The 21,120-nt window shown below is 40.7% G+C and carries 19 protein-coding genes; 13 read left to right on the forward strand and 6 right to left on the reverse strand.

The annotated features are described in order from the left end of the window. The first annotated feature begins 389 nt into the window (after positions 1 to 389). The 6 genes from ESV85_RS12745 (at position 390) to ESV85_RS12770 (ending at position 3,338) form a co-directional block, all read left to right on the forward strand. Positions 390 to 584 (forward strand): hypothetical protein, encoded by a 195-nt coding sequence (locus ESV85_RS12745; RefSeq protein ID WP_146918177.1) that lies wholly within the window; start codon positions 390 to 392, stop codon positions 582 to 584. Positions 585 to 830: 246 nt separating this feature from the next. After that, entirely contained in the window at positions 831 to 1,472 is a 642-nt protein-coding gene (locus tag ESV85_RS12750; protein ID WP_146918179.1) for a DUF6266 family protein, read from the forward strand. Positions 1,473 to 1,599: 127 nt separating this feature from the next. Next, positions 1,600 to 2,346: a hypothetical protein gene (locus ESV85_RS12755; RefSeq protein WP_146918181.1), complete on the forward strand. Its 747-nt coding sequence runs from the start codon at positions 1,600 to 1,602 to the stop codon at positions 2,344 to 2,346. A 1-nt stretch (position 2,347) separates the two neighbouring features. Further along, the gene (locus ESV85_RS12760; RefSeq protein ID WP_146918183.1) at positions 2,348 to 2,776 is read left to right on the forward strand and encodes a hypothetical protein; all 429 of its coding nucleotides are present in this window, start codon (positions 2,348 to 2,350) and stop codon (positions 2,774 to 2,776) included. Beyond that, positions 2,752 to 2,985, forward strand: coding sequence for a hypothetical protein (locus tag ESV85_RS12765; protein ID WP_146918185.1), 234 nt, complete (start codon positions 2,752 to 2,754; stop codon positions 2,983 to 2,985). The genes ESV85_RS12760 and ESV85_RS12765 overlap by 25 nt, the downstream gene beginning before the upstream one ends. Positions 2,986 to 3,095: 110 nt before the next feature. Next, positions 3,096 to 3,338: a hypothetical protein gene (locus tag ESV85_RS12770; RefSeq protein WP_146918187.1), complete on the forward strand. Its 243-nt coding sequence runs from the start codon at positions 3,096 to 3,098 to the stop codon at positions 3,336 to 3,338. A 359-nt stretch (positions 3,339 to 3,697) separates the two neighbouring features. On the opposite strand, the gene ESV85_RS12775 is transcribed toward ESV85_RS12770, so the two are convergent. Next, positions 3,698 to 3,883 (reverse strand): hypothetical protein, encoded by a 186-nt coding sequence (locus ESV85_RS12775; RefSeq protein WP_146918189.1) that lies wholly within the window; start codon positions 3,881 to 3,883, stop codon positions 3,698 to 3,700. Between the two features lie 586 nt (positions 3,884 to 4,469). Here ESV85_RS12775 and ESV85_RS22315 point away from each other — a divergent pair. Then, entirely contained in the window at positions 4,470 to 4,631 is a 162-nt protein-coding gene (locus tag ESV85_RS22315) for a hypothetical protein (RefSeq protein ID WP_191322007.1), read from the forward strand. A 458-nt stretch (positions 4,632 to 5,089) separates the two neighbouring features. Here the strand turns inward: ESV85_RS22315 and ESV85_RS12780 are convergent, their stop codons facing one another. Beyond that, positions 5,090 to 5,665 carry an RNA polymerase sigma factor gene (locus tag ESV85_RS12780; RefSeq protein ID WP_146918191.1) on the reverse strand — a complete coding sequence of 192 codons (576 nt, stop codon included), beginning with the start codon at positions 5,663 to 5,665 and terminating at the stop codon, positions 5,090 to 5,092. A 208-nt stretch (positions 5,666 to 5,873) separates the two neighbouring features. On the opposite strand from ESV85_RS12780, the gene ESV85_RS12785 reads away from it, so the two are divergent. The 3 genes from ESV85_RS12785 to ESV85_RS12795 all read left to right on the forward strand — a co-directional run bounded on the left by ESV85_RS12785 (position 5,874) and on the right by ESV85_RS12795 (position 12,347). Then, a complete protein-coding gene (locus ESV85_RS12785) occupies positions 5,874 to 6,926 on the forward strand; it encodes a FecR family protein (RefSeq protein ID WP_191322008.1) in 1,053 nt (350 codons plus the stop codon). Positions 6,927 to 7,063: 137 nt separating this feature from the next. Beyond that, the gene (locus ESV85_RS12790; RefSeq protein WP_146918194.1) at positions 7,064 to 10,576 is read left to right on the forward strand and encodes a SusC/RagA family TonB-linked outer membrane protein; all 3,513 of its coding nucleotides are present in this window, start codon (positions 7,064 to 7,066) and stop codon (positions 10,574 to 10,576) included. 10 nt (positions 10,577 to 10,586) lie between these two features. After that, on the forward strand, positions 10,587 to 12,347 hold the full coding sequence (locus tag ESV85_RS12795) for a RagB/SusD family nutrient uptake outer membrane protein (RefSeq protein ID WP_146918196.1): 1,761 nt from the start codon (positions 10,587 to 10,589) through the stop codon (positions 12,345 to 12,347). A 596-nt stretch (positions 12,348 to 12,943) separates the two neighbouring features. Here the strand turns inward: ESV85_RS12795 and ESV85_RS12800 are convergent. Further along, the gene (locus tag ESV85_RS12800; RefSeq protein WP_146918198.1) at positions 12,944 to 13,834 is read right to left on the reverse strand and encodes a winged helix-turn-helix domain-containing protein; all 891 of its coding nucleotides are present in this window, start codon (positions 13,832 to 13,834) and stop codon (positions 12,944 to 12,946) included. Between the two features lie 118 nt (positions 13,835 to 13,952). Here ESV85_RS12800 and ESV85_RS12805 point away from each other — a divergent pair, with 118 nt between their 5' ends. Together ESV85_RS12805 and ESV85_RS12810 are read left to right on the forward strand one after the other, a co-directional pair. After that, positions 13,953 to 14,969 carry a two-component regulator propeller domain-containing protein gene (locus ESV85_RS12805; protein ID WP_146918200.1) on the forward strand — a complete coding sequence of 339 codons (1,017 nt, stop codon included), beginning with the start codon at positions 13,953 to 13,955 and terminating at the stop codon, positions 14,967 to 14,969. A 117-nt stretch (positions 14,970 to 15,086) separates the two neighbouring features. After that, positions 15,087 to 15,659, forward strand: coding sequence for a hypothetical protein (locus ESV85_RS12810; RefSeq protein WP_146918202.1), 573 nt, complete (start codon positions 15,087 to 15,089; stop codon positions 15,657 to 15,659). Positions 15,660 to 15,921: 262 nt separating this feature from the next. Here ESV85_RS12810 and ESV85_RS12815 read toward each other — a convergent pair whose 3' ends face one another. From ESV85_RS12815 to ESV85_RS12825, 3 genes are all read right to left on the reverse strand, one after another. Further along, on the reverse strand, positions 15,922 to 16,470 hold the full coding sequence (locus ESV85_RS12815; RefSeq protein ID WP_146918204.1) for a gluconate 2-dehydrogenase subunit 3 family protein: 549 nt from the start codon (positions 16,468 to 16,470) through the stop codon (positions 15,922 to 15,924). Positions 16,471 to 16,636: 166 nt separating this feature from the next. After that, positions 16,637 to 17,725 carry a Gfo/Idh/MocA family protein gene (locus ESV85_RS12820; protein ID WP_146918206.1) on the reverse strand — a complete coding sequence of 363 codons (1,089 nt, stop codon included), beginning with the start codon at positions 17,723 to 17,725 and terminating at the stop codon, positions 16,637 to 16,639. A gap of 17 nt (positions 17,726 to 17,742) precedes the next feature. Then, positions 17,743 to 19,434 carry a GMC oxidoreductase gene (locus tag ESV85_RS12825; protein ID WP_146918208.1) on the reverse strand — a complete coding sequence of 564 codons (1,692 nt, stop codon included), beginning with the start codon at positions 19,432 to 19,434 and terminating at the stop codon, positions 17,743 to 17,745. Positions 19,435 to 20,401: 967 nt separating this feature from the next. Between ESV85_RS12825 and ESV85_RS12830 the strand changes: the two genes are divergently transcribed. Beyond that, entirely contained in the window at positions 20,402 to 21,058 is a 657-nt protein-coding gene (locus tag ESV85_RS12830; RefSeq protein WP_146918210.1) for a hypothetical protein, read from the forward strand. Positions 21,059 to 21,120: the final 62 nt, after the last annotated feature.

The following is a 21,120-nucleotide window of genomic DNA, read 5'->3' on the forward strand; positions in this document are numbered from 1 at the left end:
GTCAAAAGTGAGTAAGGGGGTTCTAAATAGAAAGTCCATCTGTTTTTAGCTAGAAAATGCGACTTGTGTCCTAGCTAAGTAACTTATGGGGACAAATGACAAGGTTTTGTTAAAATTTGGGTCAAACTGCTTACTGTTATGGATGAAAGCAGAACACTTTAACTGCCACAATAGCAGACGAGAATTTTAGCAGTTCTACGCTAAGCGCGGGAGTACTGTATTCAAAGCAAGTCCACAGAATCCACAGAATCCACAAATTCCACAAAGAGTTTGATCATTCACCTAAGCATGTAAGATTTGGGAACATAAGTTATTGTCCATCGGCGGAATGGAGGAAAGTATCAAACACAGAAATGGATTTCTTCACCCGCTATAAACATCTTCAAATCATGCCAAAGAAAAGATGCATAGTTTATCCTAAAGATGTACAGAACATCACGGGAAGAAGCGAGCGCTACGGACAGTTGCTGCTTCAGAAAATCAGAGTTTTCCATAACAAGAAACCTCATCAATATGTCACTATACAAGAATTTTCAGATTTCTCCGGAATACCACCTGGCGATATCACCGACTATCTGTACTAGAAAAAGCAGCCTAGGTAATGATAAAACTTAGTGCTGCCCATGCCGCAGTAAATCCCCAGTAACTAATCATTCGGGGTTCCTCCCAGTCTCCTTCCTATTTTCGTCCTCCTATTTCCCTTTGGACTGAGAGTAGAGCGAGTGTAGCGTAAAAGAAGTGGGGTGATATATACAAAGAGGGAATTACTGCGAATTCACTTCCAAAATATCTATAAGTTAATCAGTTGTTCACTTTGAAAATCAAAAATAATGGGGATAATACATAGCAGCCTATTGGGGACAATAAACGGATCCATGGGCAATCTGGTGTTTTACCAGTTGAACGGAAAAACAGTGGTCAGACAAAAGCCAGGGCCCAGAAAGAAACCTGCCAGTGAAAGGCAGCTTTACCAGCAAAAGGCTTTCAGTGTAGGCCAGAAATTCGTGACTCCGCTTAGGGAAGCATTGAATTTTACGATGAAAAAAAAGGGTTCAAGTTTTGAATCCGGAACCAATAGGACACTGAGCTGGCTGATTAAAAATGCCATTCTCCCTGAGGAAAATGCTCCCGTGCTTTATCCGGAACGTGTCAAAGTATCCAAAGGATGGCTGGTGGGTTTGGAAGAGGGATTGGCAGAAAGGGAAGGTACCTCTATAAGAATCACATGGCAACCCAATGCCTGGCAGGGTTCAGGAAGAAATGAGGATAGTTTGTTTGTTATTGCTTACGCACCTGGATCAAAGCGAGTGTATACGCTATATAAAGGAAATTATAGAAAAGCAGGTGTTCAGGTGTTGGACCTACCATGGAGTGAACCTGAACTTGGACAGGTGTTTGTTTACGCTGCCTTTTACGCCCAGGATGGCTGTGTTCGTGAGTTTTCAGATTCTATTTGTCTTGGCAAGATATGAGAAGGCTGCGTTAAATAAATCAAAATCCACCTTTTTGCGAAGCTTGCGAACAGACCGCATATTCCATTGATAGTCAATATAATAAAATAGAATTTTCCTGCATGTTACACTTAAAACCCATATACATATGGCAAAACAAGCAGGAGTAATTACACTAAATGGAAAAGTAGGAAGACTGTCTTTCTACAAGACCAAAGACGGGTATTTGGCCCGTGAAAAAGGAGGCGTAAGCAAGAGCCGCATCATGAACGATGCCCGCTTTGCACGTACCCGGGAGAACCTCAAGGAGTTTGCCGACAATGCTACCTCGGCCAAACTATTCCGGGATGCACTTCGTCCAGTGATCGCCAAGATCGGAGACAGCAGACTGAACCTGAGAGTAACCCAGGTAATGATGAAAGTCCTTCAGTCAGATCTGATCAATAATCGTGGTGAACGCATGGTGAGAGCAGGAGACTGGACTTTGCTGAAAGACATGGAGCTGAATGCTGCAAGTTCTCTGGGAAGTACGCTCTTTTTGGAGATTACGTACACCGATACCCTTACGGAATGGGCTGCGGCTATCCCGGCATTTGTCCCGCAGGATTATATAGCCTTGCCTAAGGGTGCAACCCACCTGAGAATTACAGCCACTGGAGTAGGGCTGGATTTCACAACTGGTGGTAGAGCAGTGCAGACCAGTGTTTCAGGCTTGCTTCCAGTGATAGATCCGGTTCTGGCAATTAGTCTTTCAGTAGACAAAGCATTGCTGCCAGGTACACACCGAGCCTTTGTGCTGAGTGTGGAGTTTGTTCAGATGGTCAATGGCAGCGAGTACTCCATCAACAATGGAGCGCACAATGCTGCCAAGATCACTGGAGTAGAGCAAGTCTAAGATGAGACTGGTACTTCACCGTAAGTACAGAGCAACTCTTACCCTTGGGAGATTACTTCTTGGTCAAAACCAGATCTGCTTTACCCGGGAGCCTCCCAAGGCTTGCTTTGGAAAAGATATAGCATGTCTGGATGAAGGAGTCTATGAACTGGTAGCTATTCATTCCGAGGAAAGAGGCTGGGAGATAGGGATTGGCGATAGAGGCAAAATCTCCACCTACCAAAGAGAGGGAAAGTTGGAATCCAATTCCATCTATCCTGTGACCAGCTATCGAGCCGATGGTACTCCACTATTCACCAAACTCGCATTTCTCAAGCTGATGGAAAGGCTGGAGCGGGAATGGGAGAGGGGAGAAATAGTTGAGTTGCAGATAGTATCAGAGCGAATTCCTTATCTCCTGGAATCATGTCTGGAGCAGAGCTATTGCTGAGTTTGGCGGGAGGAGTAATTGCGCTCCTCCTTTCTGTCATCGCCTATTTTCTGAAACTCCTGATTCAGGATTCCAGACAGATGAATACCGAGCTTTCCCGAATGAAAGAATCGTTTATCCGACTGGAAGCAGAACAAATACTGATGAAGGCTATCCTACAAAGGAATACCAAGTCCACTTCCCGCAACCGAACTCTCAAATGGGATTGAAATCAGTTTGTTGAACCCGAAACCGGACATCCGACATCCAACACCGGACATCCAACATCTGTCCGCCGTGGCGTAACAAACAACAAACAACAAGCAACTAACAACTAAAAATGAACATACTAACCGAAATAAAAGACCGGGCATTAGCCCCTACACCGCCGTTTTTCCAGAAAGTGAAAAAGGCCGGATTGATCATCGCAGCTATTGGTACCGCAGTACTGACAGCACCAGGATTGGTGCCTGCTGTATTGCTCGCCTACGCTGGATATGCCGTGACAGCCGGAACTGTCTTGGTAACGATCTCTCAATTAACCGTCGACGACGGAGCATTTGAGAAGTTGTTGATGCATTAACTAGAATCTATTGATAATATTAAACCGGAGGGGATTCCTCTCCGGTTTTTTTGTGATTCTAACCCATTCTGACCTCTTAGGCCAATGTGAACACCGTATCCATGTAGGGGCGAATAAACATTCGCCCAATTAACATTTTGGGTGTCAGCCTGAGCATTTGAGAGACGAGATTCTCGAAATCCAAGGATCATCGAAGGTTTTTGATTCATACATTCCTTGCCACCGTTTCTGCCAATGGTCACGGTTCAAATTGATTTTGTATTACGCCTCCGCCACAGCGGACAGGCATTACAGGGCTAGAAATCGGTACTATCAAATTCAGCGATGGGCTGCACCCATCGCTAGGCTATTCTGACCTTTCAGGCCAATGTGAAAACCGTATCCATGTAGGGGCGAATAATCATTCGCCCTATTAATCCACACCGTGGTCTGTGTCTCACAGACCATTTTTCCATATGGATTCGTTTCCATTCCTCGGCAGAATTATCCGTTTCCCATGATGATCTAGGGCCGAGGGAAATGGCTACTTTAACTTTTTTGACCATGGGTTTCACCCATGGCTATTAATGGTTTCACCCCTTCAGGGTGATTCTCACACCTCTCTATTTTCATATATTTTAAACTTCCAATTACTCATTTTAAATTTTCAATTTCTTTCATTTTAAATTCTCAATTCCCTCATTTTATCCTGATAGCTATTGGGACCTTCATTTTAAATTCCTAATTCCCTCATTTTAAATTCTCCCAAACAACCAACAACCATATTCCGTTGTCCTGCTTCTCCAGAAGCTGGACGGATCCGACATCTCGTTTCCATCCCTTGCCTGTCCGCCGTGGCGTAGCTACCCATAGTGCCTACCTATGGCAGGCTTCCTAATCTCCAGCTCCTCATTTTAACCCGATATCTATATGGACCTTCATTTTAAATTCCTAATTCCCTCATTTTAAATTCTCCCAAACCAACCATTAACCAATAACCAACAACCAATAACTCCCGATTGCTATCGTGGACACCCATCTCTATGTTATTTTGGCCTTTCAGGTCAATGATATTACCGTATCCATGTAAAATCCCTGTATTTTCAATTTAAGCTTGGTTTCGAAAAATTTAAAATTTATTATCTTTGTTGTATGGGGACCAAAAAAGATAAGCTTACAGTGCAGATAGAAGATTTGACTCATAAAATGAAAAGCCAGATGCCGCGCATTAAAAAGGAGATCTGGATATATGAGCAGAAAGTTGCCATGGGCACATTGACAAAAAATCCTAAGGTGTCTCCACAGTTTAACTAATGGTAAAACTCCAGCTTGGTGAATTGGTTAAAAAAGCTGATCTCCCATTTTTTATTAGAGGATATAATTTCTACGCTGTATAAACAGTCAAAGAGTTAATCGTATATTTCTATTTCTCATTTTAAATTCTAACAAATCCACAGTATTCGATATTCAAAACTGTTTATAATTTATTATTTCCACTGTTTTTATTCCAGTCTTCCGACCTGCCTGCCTCAGACAGATTTGTGCTTTTGATATTGCAGTCTACCGACTGCCTCCAACTTCATCATTCATCATTCAGATATTCAACATTCAAAACTCCTACTCCAAGGGGGAGTCAGATCCGTTTCCAACTTCCCGACTCTTCAATTCCAACCATTTTAAATTTTAAATTCATCTCATGTTAAATTAATAGCACCCAATAACCAACAACTAACAACCGCTCTCTTCAGTATCGGAGCTACAAACCTGCTTCCTTAAAAAATAAAATAGGATACAAGTGCATAGCAAAGAACATTCGTTTTCTGAAGTGCAGCTCTGAAGTTATGTAAGGCGAGATTAAGGTGGTTCTCTACAGTCTTGGTGGAGATACCCAACTCTTCGGCAATTTCTTTATGAGATAATCCCTTAATTCTGGAAAGTTCAAAAACCTCTCGCCTTCGTTCTGGAAGGTACATCAGTGTCTCTTCTACCAGGTTTTTCAAATCTAGGTAATCCATACTCTCCTCTACATTATTGCTCGGCATGATCAAACTCATCTGATACTCTTGGGTTGCTTGAGTTTTAATCTTCTTCTTGAATTCATCAATGATCACATTCTTTCCGATTTTGTATAAATAGGAGTTGATGCTTTTTTCAGAATCAAGGGTGTTTCGGTATAGCCACAACTTCACAAAAACCTCCTGAGTGATCTCCTCTGCATCCATTTGAGAAAGACCGTAGTTAAGGCAGAATAGATAAATCTTCTTATGAAAAAGGCCATACAATTCATCAAAGGCCATTTTGTCCCCCTCTTTTAACCTACATACAAGCTCCTTTAAATGCTGACTCATTAATATTGGAATTGTCTAAAAACTGTGGCTAGTTGAGAATAAGGAATATTTCTTAAATATATAAAACCTAAAGTAAAAATTTTACGGAATAGGTAATTCCATTACTATTTTATTGTGTAAATCAGTTTGGGCAACTTGCACAAGATTTATTTTTTCAACTCGCTTGGGGGGTACATGCCTTTTTCCAGTATTACTATAAATGAAATCAATGGACCCAGAATTAATTAGGAAATTCTTTGACGGAAAATGCTCTCCCGAAGAGGTACATCAGGTGTTGATCTGGATTAATTCAGAGGAAGGTGCAAAGGATTTACAGGAGAAGTTTGAAAAATTCGAACCTACCAATAAGCAAGTGTACATCAATAGTCAGTCAGTATTAGATAAAATCCATGACAGAATAGAGCTGGAAGAAAATGAATCACTTTCCGCCAAGGAGAATAATGTAAGAAATATCCCTAGTAAAAAAAGGACTAAAAATACGCTCCTTAAACGATGGAAATTGGGGATAGCAATGTCCTTTTTACTCACTGTTATGGCATCTGCGGTTTGGCTGTTTTCAAACAGGCGACATGAGGAATTACTGACTTTAGATAAGGAAAATCAGATCGAGTACCTGACAAAACAGACTCAATCAGGGGAGAAGTTGACACTTAAACTAAATGATGGATCTATTATTCAGTTGAATTCAAATACTACAATCCGTTTCCCGAAACATTTTGAAGGGAACACCAGAGAAGTATACATGGAAGGACAGGCATTTTTCGACGTACATCGGGATGAAAACAAACCTTTCATAGTGCACTCCAGGGACTTAATTACAAGTGTGCTTGGTACTTCTTTCGCTATACTAGAAGATGCTGCCACTCAAGTCAGTCAGGTTGCCGTTCTGACCGGAAAAGTTAAAGTCTCTATGAGTTCAGAATCAGACCTTGAAGAAGCTGACGACCTCTACCTAGACCCAATGGATGCTGCTAGTTTTAATGGAGTACAAGGATCATTCGAAAGAATCAAAGTGGATTACGACAATGCTTTTGCATGGAAGGACAATGTGATTGTATTTCAGAATGCAACATTTATTGAGGTCCTAAAAAAATTGGAGGATTGGTATGGCGTCAACTTCCAACTGAAAAGTTCTTTCAAAGCACACAAAGATTACTCAGGAAGATTTGACGATCAGACGCTCGAAGAAATACTGATAGGGCTTTCCTTTACCTATGACTTCGAATATGAAATCAAAAACGATACAATAATTATTCACTAAAAACACTGCCTATGAACAGATAGAAGTAGCCGAAAAAACAAAAAGACCATCAATCAAAGCTGGATTTTGCCGTGCAGCGATGACCAATGATCTGATTGATTACAGACAACAGAATATTATCCATAAACAGAATTATTATGAAAGCAAAGTTACTGAAAAAAATTGTAACCATGGGAAAATACGCCTTTCTCGGAATGGTCCTTCAGTGCTTATTTTTAAGCACTTTATTGGCTAGTGAGAGCAGTGGCCAGACTAAAATGGAAGAAGTTTTTGTTTCTATAGAGCAAAAACAAATGCCTATTGAAGAAGTATTCAAGAAAATCGAAAGGGAAACGGACTTCCTGTTTTCTTTTAGAAAGCAGGACCTCAAGGACGCTGTGTTTACCAATGCAAATATTGGTGAACAGATCTCCATTGAAAGCCTTTTGCATGAGATTTCAAAAGAATCTAATCTTAAGTTTAAACAGGTCAATAATACCATTCACGTAGGAATTAAGAAATCTTCCTCAGCTGAAACAGCACTGGAGAAAGGGGTACTCGTGAAAGGTACTGTGGTGGATGAAAATCAACTACCTATGCCTGGTGTAACTATCTCCGTCATGGGAACTAACACAGGTACCGTTACCGATGTAGATGGGAATTACTCAATTGATGCACCCGCAGGATCTACTCTCGTTTTTTCTTTCATTGGTTATGTCAACCAAAACATTGAAATCGGAAGTCAAAGTATCATCAATGTCACCCTTGAGGAAGATACCCGCTCGCTGGACGAAATTGTTATTGTAGGTTATGGTACTCAGAAAAAAGTAAATCTCACCGGAGCAATTACTTCTGTGAAGACAGGGGATATCAATGAAATTCCAGCTACCAATTTATCCAATACGCTTGCAGGTAGAGCACCTGGTGTGAATGTTACTGGAACATCCGGCTTATCTGGAGCTTCTTCATCCATCAGAATACGAGGGAGCTTTGGTGACCCTTTATACGTCATCGATGGTATAGTACGCGATAAAAGTGCATTTGATGCGCTTAACTCTAACGAGGTTGACAACTTGAGTTTCCTTAAGGATGCTGCTTCCGCTTCTATCTACGGCTCTAGGGCTGGTAATGGAGTGGTATTGGTTACAACCAAAAAAGGGGTAGAACAGAAAATGACTATAGGTTTTCAAACCTCATACTCTACGTTTAGACCTACGCAGGAATTGCTTTCTGATAAAACTACTGCAACAGATGAACTGATTTACCAAAATAGAGTTGCTGAATTTTTAGGAACCGCTCCTCCAAATGGTCCTGAGGAATTTGCCTATTTTGAGAATACCAGCTATAACGTGAATGATTTTATTTGGCAAAATCCAAACAGTCAAAACTATGTGTTGAGTGTTAATGGAGGGAATGAAAAAGTCACTTACTATTCTATGTTAAGCTTTCTTGGCGAACAAGGAGCATACAAAAGTGTAGACCACGGCAAGTTTAACCTTCGTAGTAATGTGTCTGCAAAAATCACAAACAGAATCACGCTTGATCTCAATATAGCCGCTACTCAGCAAAACCATGATCGCTTTTACTGGCCGTTCTCAGGGGATGACGATTACGATGTATCGGATTTGTATAGAGTGAGTTTCAACTGGCCAAAAGTCTATCCTTATTATACTGAGGCAGACGGAACTCCTGCAGATCATGTCACTGAATTCCCTCTTCAGACTCCAATGGGAAGCTGGCAGGCATGGAGTGTAATTGACCAGATAGTAGGGGATCGCTACATCAAAACCAGAAAACGTCAAGTCAATTCTATTCTATCTCTGAATATAGATTTGAGTGATATGATAGATGGACTTTCTACCAAGGTCGTCGGTAGCTACCTAGCCACAGATTACATGAGAAAGAAGTACCTGACTTACCAGAAAAATTATGTGTTTACGCAGGCTGATCCAGATGGAAATAGATTTATTCCTGCTGCTCCGGATCCTGATAATTTCAATATTTTTAATTTTAGCCAGAACCAGGAGTTTTTAAGCTATGATTTGGAGACTGGTTGGAGTTACCAGTTTGATTGGTTTTTAAATTATGTAAAGACCTTCAATAAGCATGGCATCAATGCTATGCTTGTCTATGAGCAGGCTGAAAATGGTGCGTATGGAGCTTATTCCAAAGCAGAAGACCCTGTTACCAATTACGATCAGGACTTTGTTTATTCTCAGGATTCTGAACGCAGATACGGAAGTGGATGGGAAAACGTAGGAGCTAGACAATCTCTGATTGGTAGAGCCAATTATAATTTTGACGAAAAGTATATCGCTGAATTCTCCTTTAGATACGATGGCAATACGCTGTTTCCAAAGGGTAACCGCTGGGGCTTCTTCCCTTCAGTGTCTGCTGCCTGGAGAATAGCTAGTGAAGATTTTATGGCTGGCACCTCTAGCTGGTTGGACGACCTCAAATTGAGAATGTCCTACGGTACCACGGGAAATGACTTGGATGTTTACAATAACAGAATCAGTCCTTTCTCCTATGTCAATACCTATAGCAACGGTGGTAGCTACATTTTCGGAGATGAACTTTACACCAGTATTGTTCCGGGAGCTACACCTAACCCCAATCTGACTTGGGCTACTTCCACCACCTACAATGTAGGTTTGGATTTTGAACTGATAGATACCAGACTTTCTGGAACCATGGATGTGTTCTACAAGCAAGAAGTTGATATTCTTGGTTCGAGATTAGTTACACTTCCTGATAACTATGGTCAGTCTCTAGCACCTGAAAATTATGCGGAAAGATCCTGGAAGGGTGGAGAACTTTCACTCCTATGGAGAGATCAATCTGCTGGCGGTAAAGTGAAGTATTCTCTTTATGGCAACTTGGGCTATGCGCGAGATCAATGGGATAAACTGGATCAAGATCCTATCTACCTAGCTGGAGGCAACCGCGAAATGGAATCGCAGATTGGTCAACCTAGTGGTAGAATATTTGGACTTCGTTCCCTCGGAATTATCAGAACGCAAGAGCAACTTAATACGCTTTTGGAATCTGGCTTAAAACAATACGGAAGAGATCCGTACTTGGGTGGATTATATTTTGAAGACGTACGTGGAGACGGTTATACTCCAGGTCCAGATGGGAAAATTGATGGAAATGACTTCCAACTACTTTCTAACAATGCTACTCCAAGGTTGAATTATGGCTTTGGTTTTAACCTAGACTGGAATAATTTCTCAATTATTACCCATTTCCAAGGAGTAGGAGTGTATGATCGTATAATCAGCAACCAAGAAGGTGCGGGTATGAGACAACATGGAGGTTCAATTAGGCCATATTACCCTATATGGGCGGATGATGTGTGGACCCCAGATAGTCCAAATGCCAAATACCCTCGCCCAGTTGGTAAAAACTGGTATGAATCAGGAACTGGCTCCACTTCCTTCTGGATCAAGAATGGAGCCTATTTAAGACTTAAAAATCTAAATATTGGCTACAATGTCCCAACTAAAGTACTCTCGAACTTTAAGATCGCCAGTGCTAAACTCTTCTTTAATGGCACTAATCTCTTTGCTATCTCAGAAGTAAAAGAATTCCAAGACCCAGAGCAAAAGAACTACGATTCTTTCCCTTTGATGAAATCCTTCACACTTGGTCTTGATGTTAAATTTTAAAGAAACTATAATGAAAAGATTACTATATATACTCGGATTTATTGTGTTCTCCTTTGGCTGTAATGACATTCTTGAAATTGAGGATATCAACCATTACAGTCCTGAACTTGTGTGGGGTGATGAAAACCTTGCGAATGCTTACATGGCAAACCTTTATGGTATGTTTGGGAATTGGGATACCGGGGCGGATAGAACCAGTCAGCAAATTGCCGGTATTACCTGGTATGCAGATCGGATCACTATCTCCAACGGAGATTATAAGGATTGGAATTATAACAGAATTCGGCTTATTAATCAGGCCATTGTGGATGTAAATGGAGGCGGACTCGATCAGGAATTGAAGGATAATATTACTGGCCAAGCCTTGTTTATGCGTGCATTTACCTACTTCAACATGGTGATGTATCATGGGGGAGTACCTTATGTGAAAGTGCCTCAGGATCGATATGAAGATGATTTGTTCGTTGCAAGAAATACAACTGCCGAATGCTTCGATTTTCTTATTGAGGACCTAGATCAGGCTATTAGTTTGCTACCTGAAAGTATATCTTCAGGTTCTGGAGATTACGGAAAAGTCGATGCTAGTTTTGCCCTGGCATTCAAAGCTAAAGTACTGCTTTATAAAGCGTCCCCACAGTTCAACCCCTCCAATCCTTGGGAGAATAGCTACTGGACAGAAGCCCAGACAGCCAACAAAGCAGCTTATGAGTCTCTATCTGCACTCGGTTATGGGTTGGAAGATATGTATTCGGACATTGCTTTAGATGAAGGAAACAGAGAAACGGTGTTTTCTGTCATTAACAGCTATCCTAATAAGTCTGCCAATTGGGACTTTGGAGTACGCCCAGGTTCTGAGAGTAGAGGCCCTGCTTCAGCTTGCCCTACTTGGGAGTATATCAAAGAATTCCCCATGCTGGATGGGAAATTATACAATGACCCCACTGGACAATATTATATGACTGATGCCGAGTTTCTGCAGAATTACTGGAAAAACAGAGATCCTAGGTTCGACCAATCCATTGTATGGAATGGAAAAGTGTATGAAGTTTCAGGCAAATCCGGAAAAAGGCAATATACCTCACTTGGAATAGCGCATGAGCTGGACGACTTTGGTGTTAATCCGAACGCAGGTATCAATTCTACTAATCTGGATAGATATACAGGTTTCTTTATACTGAAGAATAGTATGTTGGATTTGACTCAACCAGAAGTTCAGCAATATGATGTGGATTATGTATTGATGCGTTTTGCAGAGGTCATGCTGAACTATGCTGAGACTTCCAATGAAACTGGCGATATGACAACCGCCAAGAATATTCTAAAGGAAATCAGAGAGAGAGCCGGAATACTTCCTGGAGTCGATGGTAACTATGGAATTGTGGCCACTACGCGTGAGTCTATGAGAGAAGCAATCTTAGCTGAAAGAAATATAGAATTTGCTTTTGAAGGTCATAGGTTCTGGGATTTACGCCGATTGAGAATGCTTGATAGGTTGGATGGACAGACTAAGCATGGGGTGGAAGCAATTGCAATTGACGAAAATGGAACAGAAATTTCTTTAAGTGTTGGAAGACAATTAGCCTCTAGCTATTCACTTACAGAGAAAAACTTCAAATATCAAGTGTTACAGGTTCCAAGGTCTGGTGTTCAAAGTAGCGTATTGCCAGAAAATTACTATTTCTTCCCTATACAGAAAGCCGTTTTGGACAGAAACAAACAAATGGAGCAAAATGTAGGTTGGGGCGGGACATTTGATCCTACCTTAGAATAAAGAATTTGCGTAGAATTTAATACAGGTAAGAAGGCTGGTCGAATTTCGACTGGCCTTCTTTGTAATTAACTGTTTCAGGGTGCTAAAAACTCTTCTTCATTCAACATTCGGGATTTTAAATACCTTCATTTTAAATTATACCCCCCTCCACAGTAGTCGGTCTTCATCCTTTTTCACAATTTATCATTTCCAATGTTTTTATTCCAATCCTCCTTATGTCCGGCGCGGAGGGCTGTCAAAATAGCGGGCCAGCGTCCGGCCTTGCGCGGGGAAGCATTATTTTGACGATGGTTTTTGGGTACTTTTGGCCGAAACCAAAAGTGCCAGAGAAATAAAGGGCTCATCTAGAGCAATTCTCCAGAGTTATGCTGTTGATATTGCAGTCTCCAGACTGTCTTCCAAATTCAACTTCCTCTCATTTTAAATTTCCAATTCTCACATTTTATCCTGATAGCTATCGGGACTTTCATTTTAAATTCCTAATTCCCTCATTTTAAATTCTCCCAAACCACCAACCATTAACCAACATCCGACAACCAACAACTCTCACGCCCAATTAACCTTCGTGAACATCAGTTTGGAGAGGGAAGATCTTCTCAGGAGCTGATTTCAAGCTTATAGCCTTTGCCTCGTATAACTACAATGTTGATGTTCGGATCAACTTCCATTTTTTTTCTGAGTTTTGATATAAACATATCAAGACTGCGGCCTACAATTACACCATCGTCCTCCCAGATCTCTTTTTGTAGCCGACTCCGCTCTATAACCTCGTTAGGAAACAACGCGAAAATTTGCAATACACGGGTTTCAGTTCTGGTCAGTTCGATGGTCTTTCCATTTATCATGAGCTTGCGAGTCTCTGCATCGAATGACATGGATCCCCAAGTGAACAAACTAGTATTCCGACTGTAGTGTGAGGACCTCCCCGGCTTGACAGATCTCAAAAAAACAAAACCAACAAATACTATTGCCAGAAGAGATCCAAATAAGTACACATTTTTTGCCAAGGAGATGCCCGCTGGATTAAATTGAATGTTGACCGTGTAACATCCTATAGGTTGCCTTCTTCCTAGGCAGGCTATAATGTCATCTTTCTTGTTTTTTGATATTGCATATCCATAAACTACACTGGCATCGGTACAGTTAACTACGTTCACAACATAATCACGTGCAAACGGACCTTCGGCTAACAAACGTTGTATAGTATTTACGAGGGAGTCGGGCTGAAAACTAAGCTCATTCTCAAAACTGACCTGATATTCATTTTCGGCTATCTTTTTTACCGGAAGCACCCGTGATGTACTGTCGCCTGACTGTAAAAGTATCTCATGCCCAATTCTGCGAAGTAAAACTTCCTGCCTGGCAAGATCAAAGTCATCACTGCCTACCATGCTGAATCCCACGCAGATCAACGAGATAAAGATAACCAGTACTGATCCATACAAGTAGTTGTGTTTTTCGGAGAGGAGCTTTTGTATGAGATCCATCGTGTCAATAGTTTATTTACAAAGTTTACATTCTTCTTTACAATCAGGATTCTTCGGACGGAGGATATCAAAGTAGATTCGTTGAATGAAACAATTGTAATGTAATAAAAACGATAAAATGATAAAATACTTTTCAGTCAACGCTTTATTCTTGATGTTAGTTTTTCTTACCTCCTGTGAACAAAACCAAACGAAGGAAACAAAAGAAATTATTAGCCCTATAGTTATCAAGCCCGAAATCAAAGACTCAATTACTACATACGTTTGGGATATCAAGCAAGACAGAAAAGGAAACATTTGGTTTGCAGCTAGTGATGGCGTTTACCGATACGATGGCAAATCGTTTATTAATATCACAGGTAAACTGATCTCAGTTTTCATTTTTTCTATTTTGGAAGATAGCAAAGGAAATTTTTGGTTCGGTACCTATGGCTCAGGTGCTTATTATTACGATGGAAAAACCTTTCAGAATTTCACAACCCAGGATGGGCTTGCACATAATTCGGTAAGGCCTATTTATGAAGATAAAGATGGTATTATTTGGCTTGGAACCGAAGGTGGAGTGAGCCGTTTCGACCCTTCGGTTCCGCTCAGGATAGGTGGGAAATCGTTTCAAAATTTTACAACCTCGGAAGGATTGACCAATAATGATGTTCATGCTATAGTTCAAGACAAAACAGGAAAAATGTGGTTTGGCACAAGGGGAGATATGACCATTTATGATGGAAAAACATTTACTACTCTTACCGATAAAGACGGCAAAACTTTTAAGAATGTATGGGCTATAATCAAAGACAAAAATGACAATATCTGGTTCGGTGCCGATGCTCTTTGGCGCTATGACCCTTCGGCTTCGCTCAGGGCGGGTGGCAGTGCCTTTACCCAAATTGATCAGATAGGTGCTGGTGTTATAATCAATGATAAGAAGGGAAACGTCCTGACTAGTATAGGTGGCCCCATTTTCCGGTATGATGAACATACATTGTCTGATAATAAGCCAGATGTAACAGTAATAAAGACAAAATATGAAGGACGTAGTATGCCTTTTGGATTGTTAGTGGCCGATGATGGAAGTATTTGGATTAGATCTGAACGTTATAGTTATGATGGAAAAACCCTCACTTTGTCTAAGTAAAATCACTAAATGAACTTTTAGAATATGAAATCGAGCATGAAGAAAAACTCCACACACTGGCATGATTATCAGCTTTGCGAGAATCCATGTGACAATTGAAAATCAAATTATAAACACATGAAAAATAAAAGAAAAGTTTTGTCCTGCCTGATTATCCTGTTAACAGGAGTAATCTATTTTGCCGTACATGCTCAACAAAAAAATGACACGCAACGCGCTGACTTTTCCGGTGTATGGAAATCCAAAGAGTCTATAAGTATGGGCGGAAATATTGTTTGCAGCTTCGATTCAGGTGATCGTATGCTGGCTAATTTTATGAAAATATCACAGCAGGAAAATGCTCTAAATATAGAAATATCAAGCTCTTTTCCTGGTACAGCGCCAGTTGCAGGCAAGGAAACACTAACCTTCGATGGAAAAGAAAGCCAAATTAATCATGGTCCGGAAAGAGGAAAAAAATTTAGCGTAAAGTGGTCAGCTGATGGACAAACTATGACTGTTAACTCAACTGTACACCTGATGATTGCCAGTCCTTATAAAGTAAATTCTCATGAACAAATGATTGTTTATGTAACAGAGGTTTGGAAGTTGAGCAATGATGGCAAGTCTATTTCTGTTCAGGCCAAAGCAAAATCAGACTCCCTTGGGGAAGAGCGTTTCTGGACTACCGTATTCGATAAAGCCAATTAGTATTCAACGACCTATTTGTGCAAGCTCGAGGTTCGGGCTTTTTTAAACATGCTTGTTTCCAGCTGTTTGTTAACATTTATCCACAATCCACTATGTTGCTTTTGTAGTTAATTGAGATTAATGTTTTTCAAATGGCCCGACTTTATAACGAATCATTGATTTTATATCCCTCCTCCGCCTTTTTTCTCAGCAATTCCCACCAGAACCATAGTAGAGGAAATGCTACTCATTTGTTCGAAACCCTCAAAGCTTTGTCCCTTTATTATGCCCAGGCATTTTCGCCATTATAAGGTATACAACCTTCAAACCTGCCCGGAATAGGGTTATAACGAAGTGCCTTTGTGGCTCCTGGCTCTGAAGTAAAATACCCCCATATGCTTAACTCTTTCATCATGGTAAAGAAATGAGGTTTATTGCCCAGTTGATTTTTCTTAGCATCTCTATCAAACTTGGATAATAATGCTAGTCTTTGCGGTTCTGAAAGATCAAGAAACCCTTTACCATAAGCAGTGTCAGCTTCCTTATCAATTGTTTTCAGGCCTTTTATGAAAATCTCTGCTTCCTCCTGATCATAACAGTCATTGACCATTGCTTTCATAAACTCACCTATGTGCCCTGCCTTGGCACCCGGGGACTGTTCAGTGTCAGGAAGAATGGTTTCACCTATTTCATCTAGTAAGGGCAAATCAGTGTCCCACAGCAAGGTTGAACTCTCCTTGGGAGTAGAACAGCCCGATAAAAATAACGGAGAGCCAATGACACTACCTCCTAGTAGGCTAGCTGTAAGTTTTAAAGCTTCTCTTCTTTCCATAGTACTATTATTAATTTTATGTATATCCGCTTTGTTACCAGTAAGGAACTGGTTAAAATTAGCATTTAGGCCACTTCGGTCACCGGTCACCGGTCTTCAATCCTAACATGCAAAGAAACTATGGCTACTGGCATCATACTATAGCTATAGGATCCGTATAATCATATTAATTTATACGCTCTTTCCATAGTTTATACGGCTTATCTACATCAGATTTGAAAGGTAACATCACCTTTTTTCCAGTGCCTGCGGATTCATAGGCTGCAAAAATTACTTCTAAAACAGCCCTGCCATCTTCTCCTGTCACTAAGGGTTGCTTGTCATTTTTAACGCAATCCACAAAATGTTCAAACTCCTGAGGGAAACCGTAGTTCCAACTTTCTTCATACATAGTATAGCTCCACCCGATGGTGTTTCCCGCTTTTTCTACAGCATAATCAACTCCCTTATTACTGTAAGTTTGAATGGAGTTACCCTGAAGCACATCAGCATAGGCTACTCCTTCTGACCCATGTATCTCTGCTTTATCATCCATGCCGCCCAGTTTGGTCCAGCTTTCCTCCATCACAGCTACTACCTCATCTTCAAATTCCAGGATCACAATGGAGTTATCGTCTCCCTTGGTTTTATCTTTATGTACGCTCGTCATCATTTGAGCATACACAGATTTGATGGCCTTGCCCGGATGCAGCCAACGAAAGAATTGTATGGCATGACAGCCCATGTCCATGGTCACCCCACCTCCCGACAGTTCTACATCCCAAAAGTGATCGGCATGTGGCCCATCATGTTTCTCTGACTGCTTGAAAAGTACAGGTTTGCCTAAAGCTCCCTGGTCGAGCAACCCCTTCATACGTACGTACTTAGGCGTAAAACACAACTCCTCAGCATACATGAGTTTGACATCGGCTTTCTTACAAGCTTCAATCATTAAATCAGCTTCTTTCAAATTCATGCAAAATGGCTTCTCCACCACCACATGTTTACCAGCTTTGGCAATCTTCAATGTGATTTCACAGTGCAAATAGTTAGGCGCTCCGATCACCACCATATCTATACCTGGCATTGCCAACATTTGATCCAAATCGGTAAAGTGATTTGGAATGTTAAACTTTTCTGCAAAACTCCTGGCATGTCCAGCTGATGGTGACATCACTGCCAAAACTTCCGCATCTTTTACCTTACTTAAAGCATCTGCATGTATGCTTGATATAAACTGTGAACCGATTAATCCTACTCCAACTTTCTTATCCATAGCTAAATTTTAATTGATTATAATTCGCCACTTTTAAATTGCTCCACCGCATAAGTTGCCGCACGGGCAGTAAGTGACATATATAAAATAGAAGGACTCTGATTACCGGTACTGCTCATACAAGCTCCATCAGTGACAAATACATTCTTACAGGCATGTAGCTGATTAAATTCATTCAAAAGCGAAGTCTTGGGGTCATTGCCCATTCTTGCTCCGCCCATTTCATGAATATCCAGCCCGGGTGCTTGTTTATTATCATAGGAGGTAAGATCTGTACAACCCATTTTCTCAAGCATTTTTCGGCTTTCCTTTAGAAAGTCCTTGACCATTTTTTCATCATTGTCATCATAACCTACATCCGTCACCAGCAGAGGTATACCCCAATCATCAGTTTTATCAGGACTTAAATAGACTCTATTGGAGGCTTTGGGTATGGTTTCACCTTGCATGTACATATAAATGCGCCAATCACCAGGTTTACTCAGTTTGTGCTTAAAGTCGGCTCCAAGTTGAGCTTCATTATCGGGCACTTGTTCTGTTCTGTTTCTATACGCTCCCGTGAAAATTGTATACCCACCAACGAAGTCGGTATCCTGCTCCTTCAAATTGCGATAGTTAGCGATGATACATTCTGTAGGGTTTTTTCCATAGAAATAGCTGTCCTCAAAACCATCAATCTTACCACCAGCACCTGCTCTATAGTTATGAAAGCTCACATATCTTCCTAATAGGTCATTATCGTTGCCCAACCCATTAGGAAAACGGGCTGACTTGGAATTGAGTAAAATCAAGCTGGAATTAAGCGCTGAAGCATTTACGAATATAATTCTGGCATTATAGATCATCTCCTCCTTGGTATTTGTATCTATTATCTTAACTCCGGAAGCTTTGCCGGAGGCTTCATCATAGATGATAGAATGCACCACAGAAAATGGCCTCAAAGTAAGGTTTCCCGTTTTTTCAGCCCAAGGCAAGGTAGAGGTGTTAGAACTGAAATAACCTCCAAATGGGCAACCCCGCATACACAAATTTCTACATTGGCACTTGCCTCTTCCCTGATCCAAATGGATCTGCTTGGGTTCGCTTACCTGAGCCCATCGTCCCTGTACCAAATGTCTTCCAGGAAAGTTTTCTTTGAGCGTATCCTGCATGTGTTCCTCCACACAATTAAGCTCATATGGGGGTAAAAATTCACCATCAGGCATGGCTTCTATACCGTCATTATTACCGCAAACTCCAATAAATTTTTCAACATGGGAGTACCAGGGAGCAATGTCATCATAGCCAATAGGCCATTCTATGCCATAGCCGTACTTTTTAGGAGCTTTGAACTCATAATCACTCCAGCGCTGACAGGCCCGCCCCCAAATCAGGGACTTACCACCCACCTGATAGCCCCGAATCCAGTCAAATGGGCGCTCTTGCACGTATGGGTGATCAGCATCCTTTACAAAGAAATGAGCGGTATCTTCTCCAAACCCAGCCGCCTTTGTAATTAATGGGTTTTCTAGATAAAACTCTTTAGGCATGCGGCCCCTATGCTCAAAATCCCATGGGGCCTTGGTCATGGTGGGGTAATCCTTCAGGTGCTTTACGTCTCTGCCTCTTTCCAAAACCAAGGTTTTTAAACCCTGCTCACAAAGCTCTTTGGCTGCCCAGCCTCCTGATATACCTGATCCAATTACAATGGCATCAAATTGCTTCTCCATAAGTAACTATAATTTAAGACTTCTTCTTTTTATTTTAACGCCTAACAAACTCTACTATTCAATTTCTGGCTTCCATAGCCCTTACGTCAACCTTGTTAGAGAGCTTCCATGTGCCGCACTTCATAGCCTGATTGACACAATCTTCCATTGGTTTGCTCTGAAGCCAATCTTATATAATTCGGCTCCTATATTATCTGCAGAAATGCTGTTGGCTTTAATAATCAGAGTTTAAGGTAGCAATTCTGTATTACTAAATTTAGTAGAACTGGGATCTAAAGGCGATCGAGCCTATAGAACCCAACATAATTTCCTCTCATTTTAAATTCTCCATTCCCTCATTTTAAATTCTTCGCTCCAGCACTCAACTCCATTCTCCCCTTTAGGGGTCGGGGGTCACCACCTCTGCGCCGTTGCGGAACCAACCAACAACCAACAACCAACAACTAATAATCTCCTCTCATTTTAAATTCCCAATTCCTTCATTTTAAATTTTCAATTCTTTTCATTTTAAATTCCAAATTGGTTCATTTTAAATTTCAGATCGTTTAAAATCCCCCTAGCCCCCTTTGAAATCAATTTTCTTCCATTCAAAGCTCCTACTCTAAGGGGGAGTCAGATCCGTTTCCAAACCTCCCAACTTCCTCTCATTTTAAATTCTCCATTCCCTCATTTTATCCTGATAGTTTGCGGGACCTTCATTTTAAATTTTCAATTCTTTTCATTTTAAATTCCCAATTCCTCCATTTTAAATTCTCCCCTCCGCGATAACTATCGGGAAGGGGTCGGGGGTTGCCACCTCTGCGTCCTTGTTCTCCTCGGTCTGGGGAAAGTTTGTCTGTTATATAAACAGTACTAATTGTCTTTTTTTGCTTACATGGACTTAAAGCATGATTACCATCATTGGTAAGTGTTTTGATTACTTATAATAAGCTTGATGAAAATTTAGTTTATTAAACTTCATTCTTCTATGACTTCAAATTACTGTCAGGATAAAGTCCTATGGTTCCCTGTAGGAAAGAAAGAGGAAGTTCAGATGGAGATTTCATTGTTAGAGAGAAAGAAAATCAAATCGATTAGAGTAGGTATAAGTCATGTAGATTTTAATACAGCACAAGGTGCACTCTGGTATGATTGGTTGATGTCAGTTTTGAGTAAAAAATTTGATCTTGAACTCTGTTTCGATAAATATTCCCTGGATCAACCTTCAAATAGCAATTCTGCGAACAATTCCCTATGCGAATTGGTTGAGTTGTTCATATATAAGTATGGACACCAATTTGATCATTTAGAATTGTGGAAAAATCCCCTGGATAAGTTTATTCCTATTACATCTTCTACTAATATCTATTCTGATGAACTGGTATTTGCAGCATCTTGGGCTATCTTTTTAAATAAAAAGGTCAACATTGGTGGGATTCAGGCTGGAGATTTTGAATGGTTGATCTTGTTGATTCATTCAGGGCTTCTCCGGAATGTAACCGCTATTAGATTAGATTCTGAAGGTGATCTGTGGAGTACTAATACACAGTTTTTTGCACAATCTATTAGAAGTATGTTGAAGGAAAATGGATTTAAAACACTTGTGTTTGATAACGCACCGACTATAAGCATGGAGTCCGTTTAGATCTTGCAAAAGCTGACTGAAAAATAAAAGGACCAAGTAAAGCAGACATATCTGGAGTCCAA

This window comes from Algoriphagus aquimarinus (assembly GCF_007997215.1).
Lineage (GTDB): Bacteria > Bacteroidota > Bacteroidia > Cytophagales > Cyclobacteriaceae > Algoriphagus > Algoriphagus aquimarinus_A.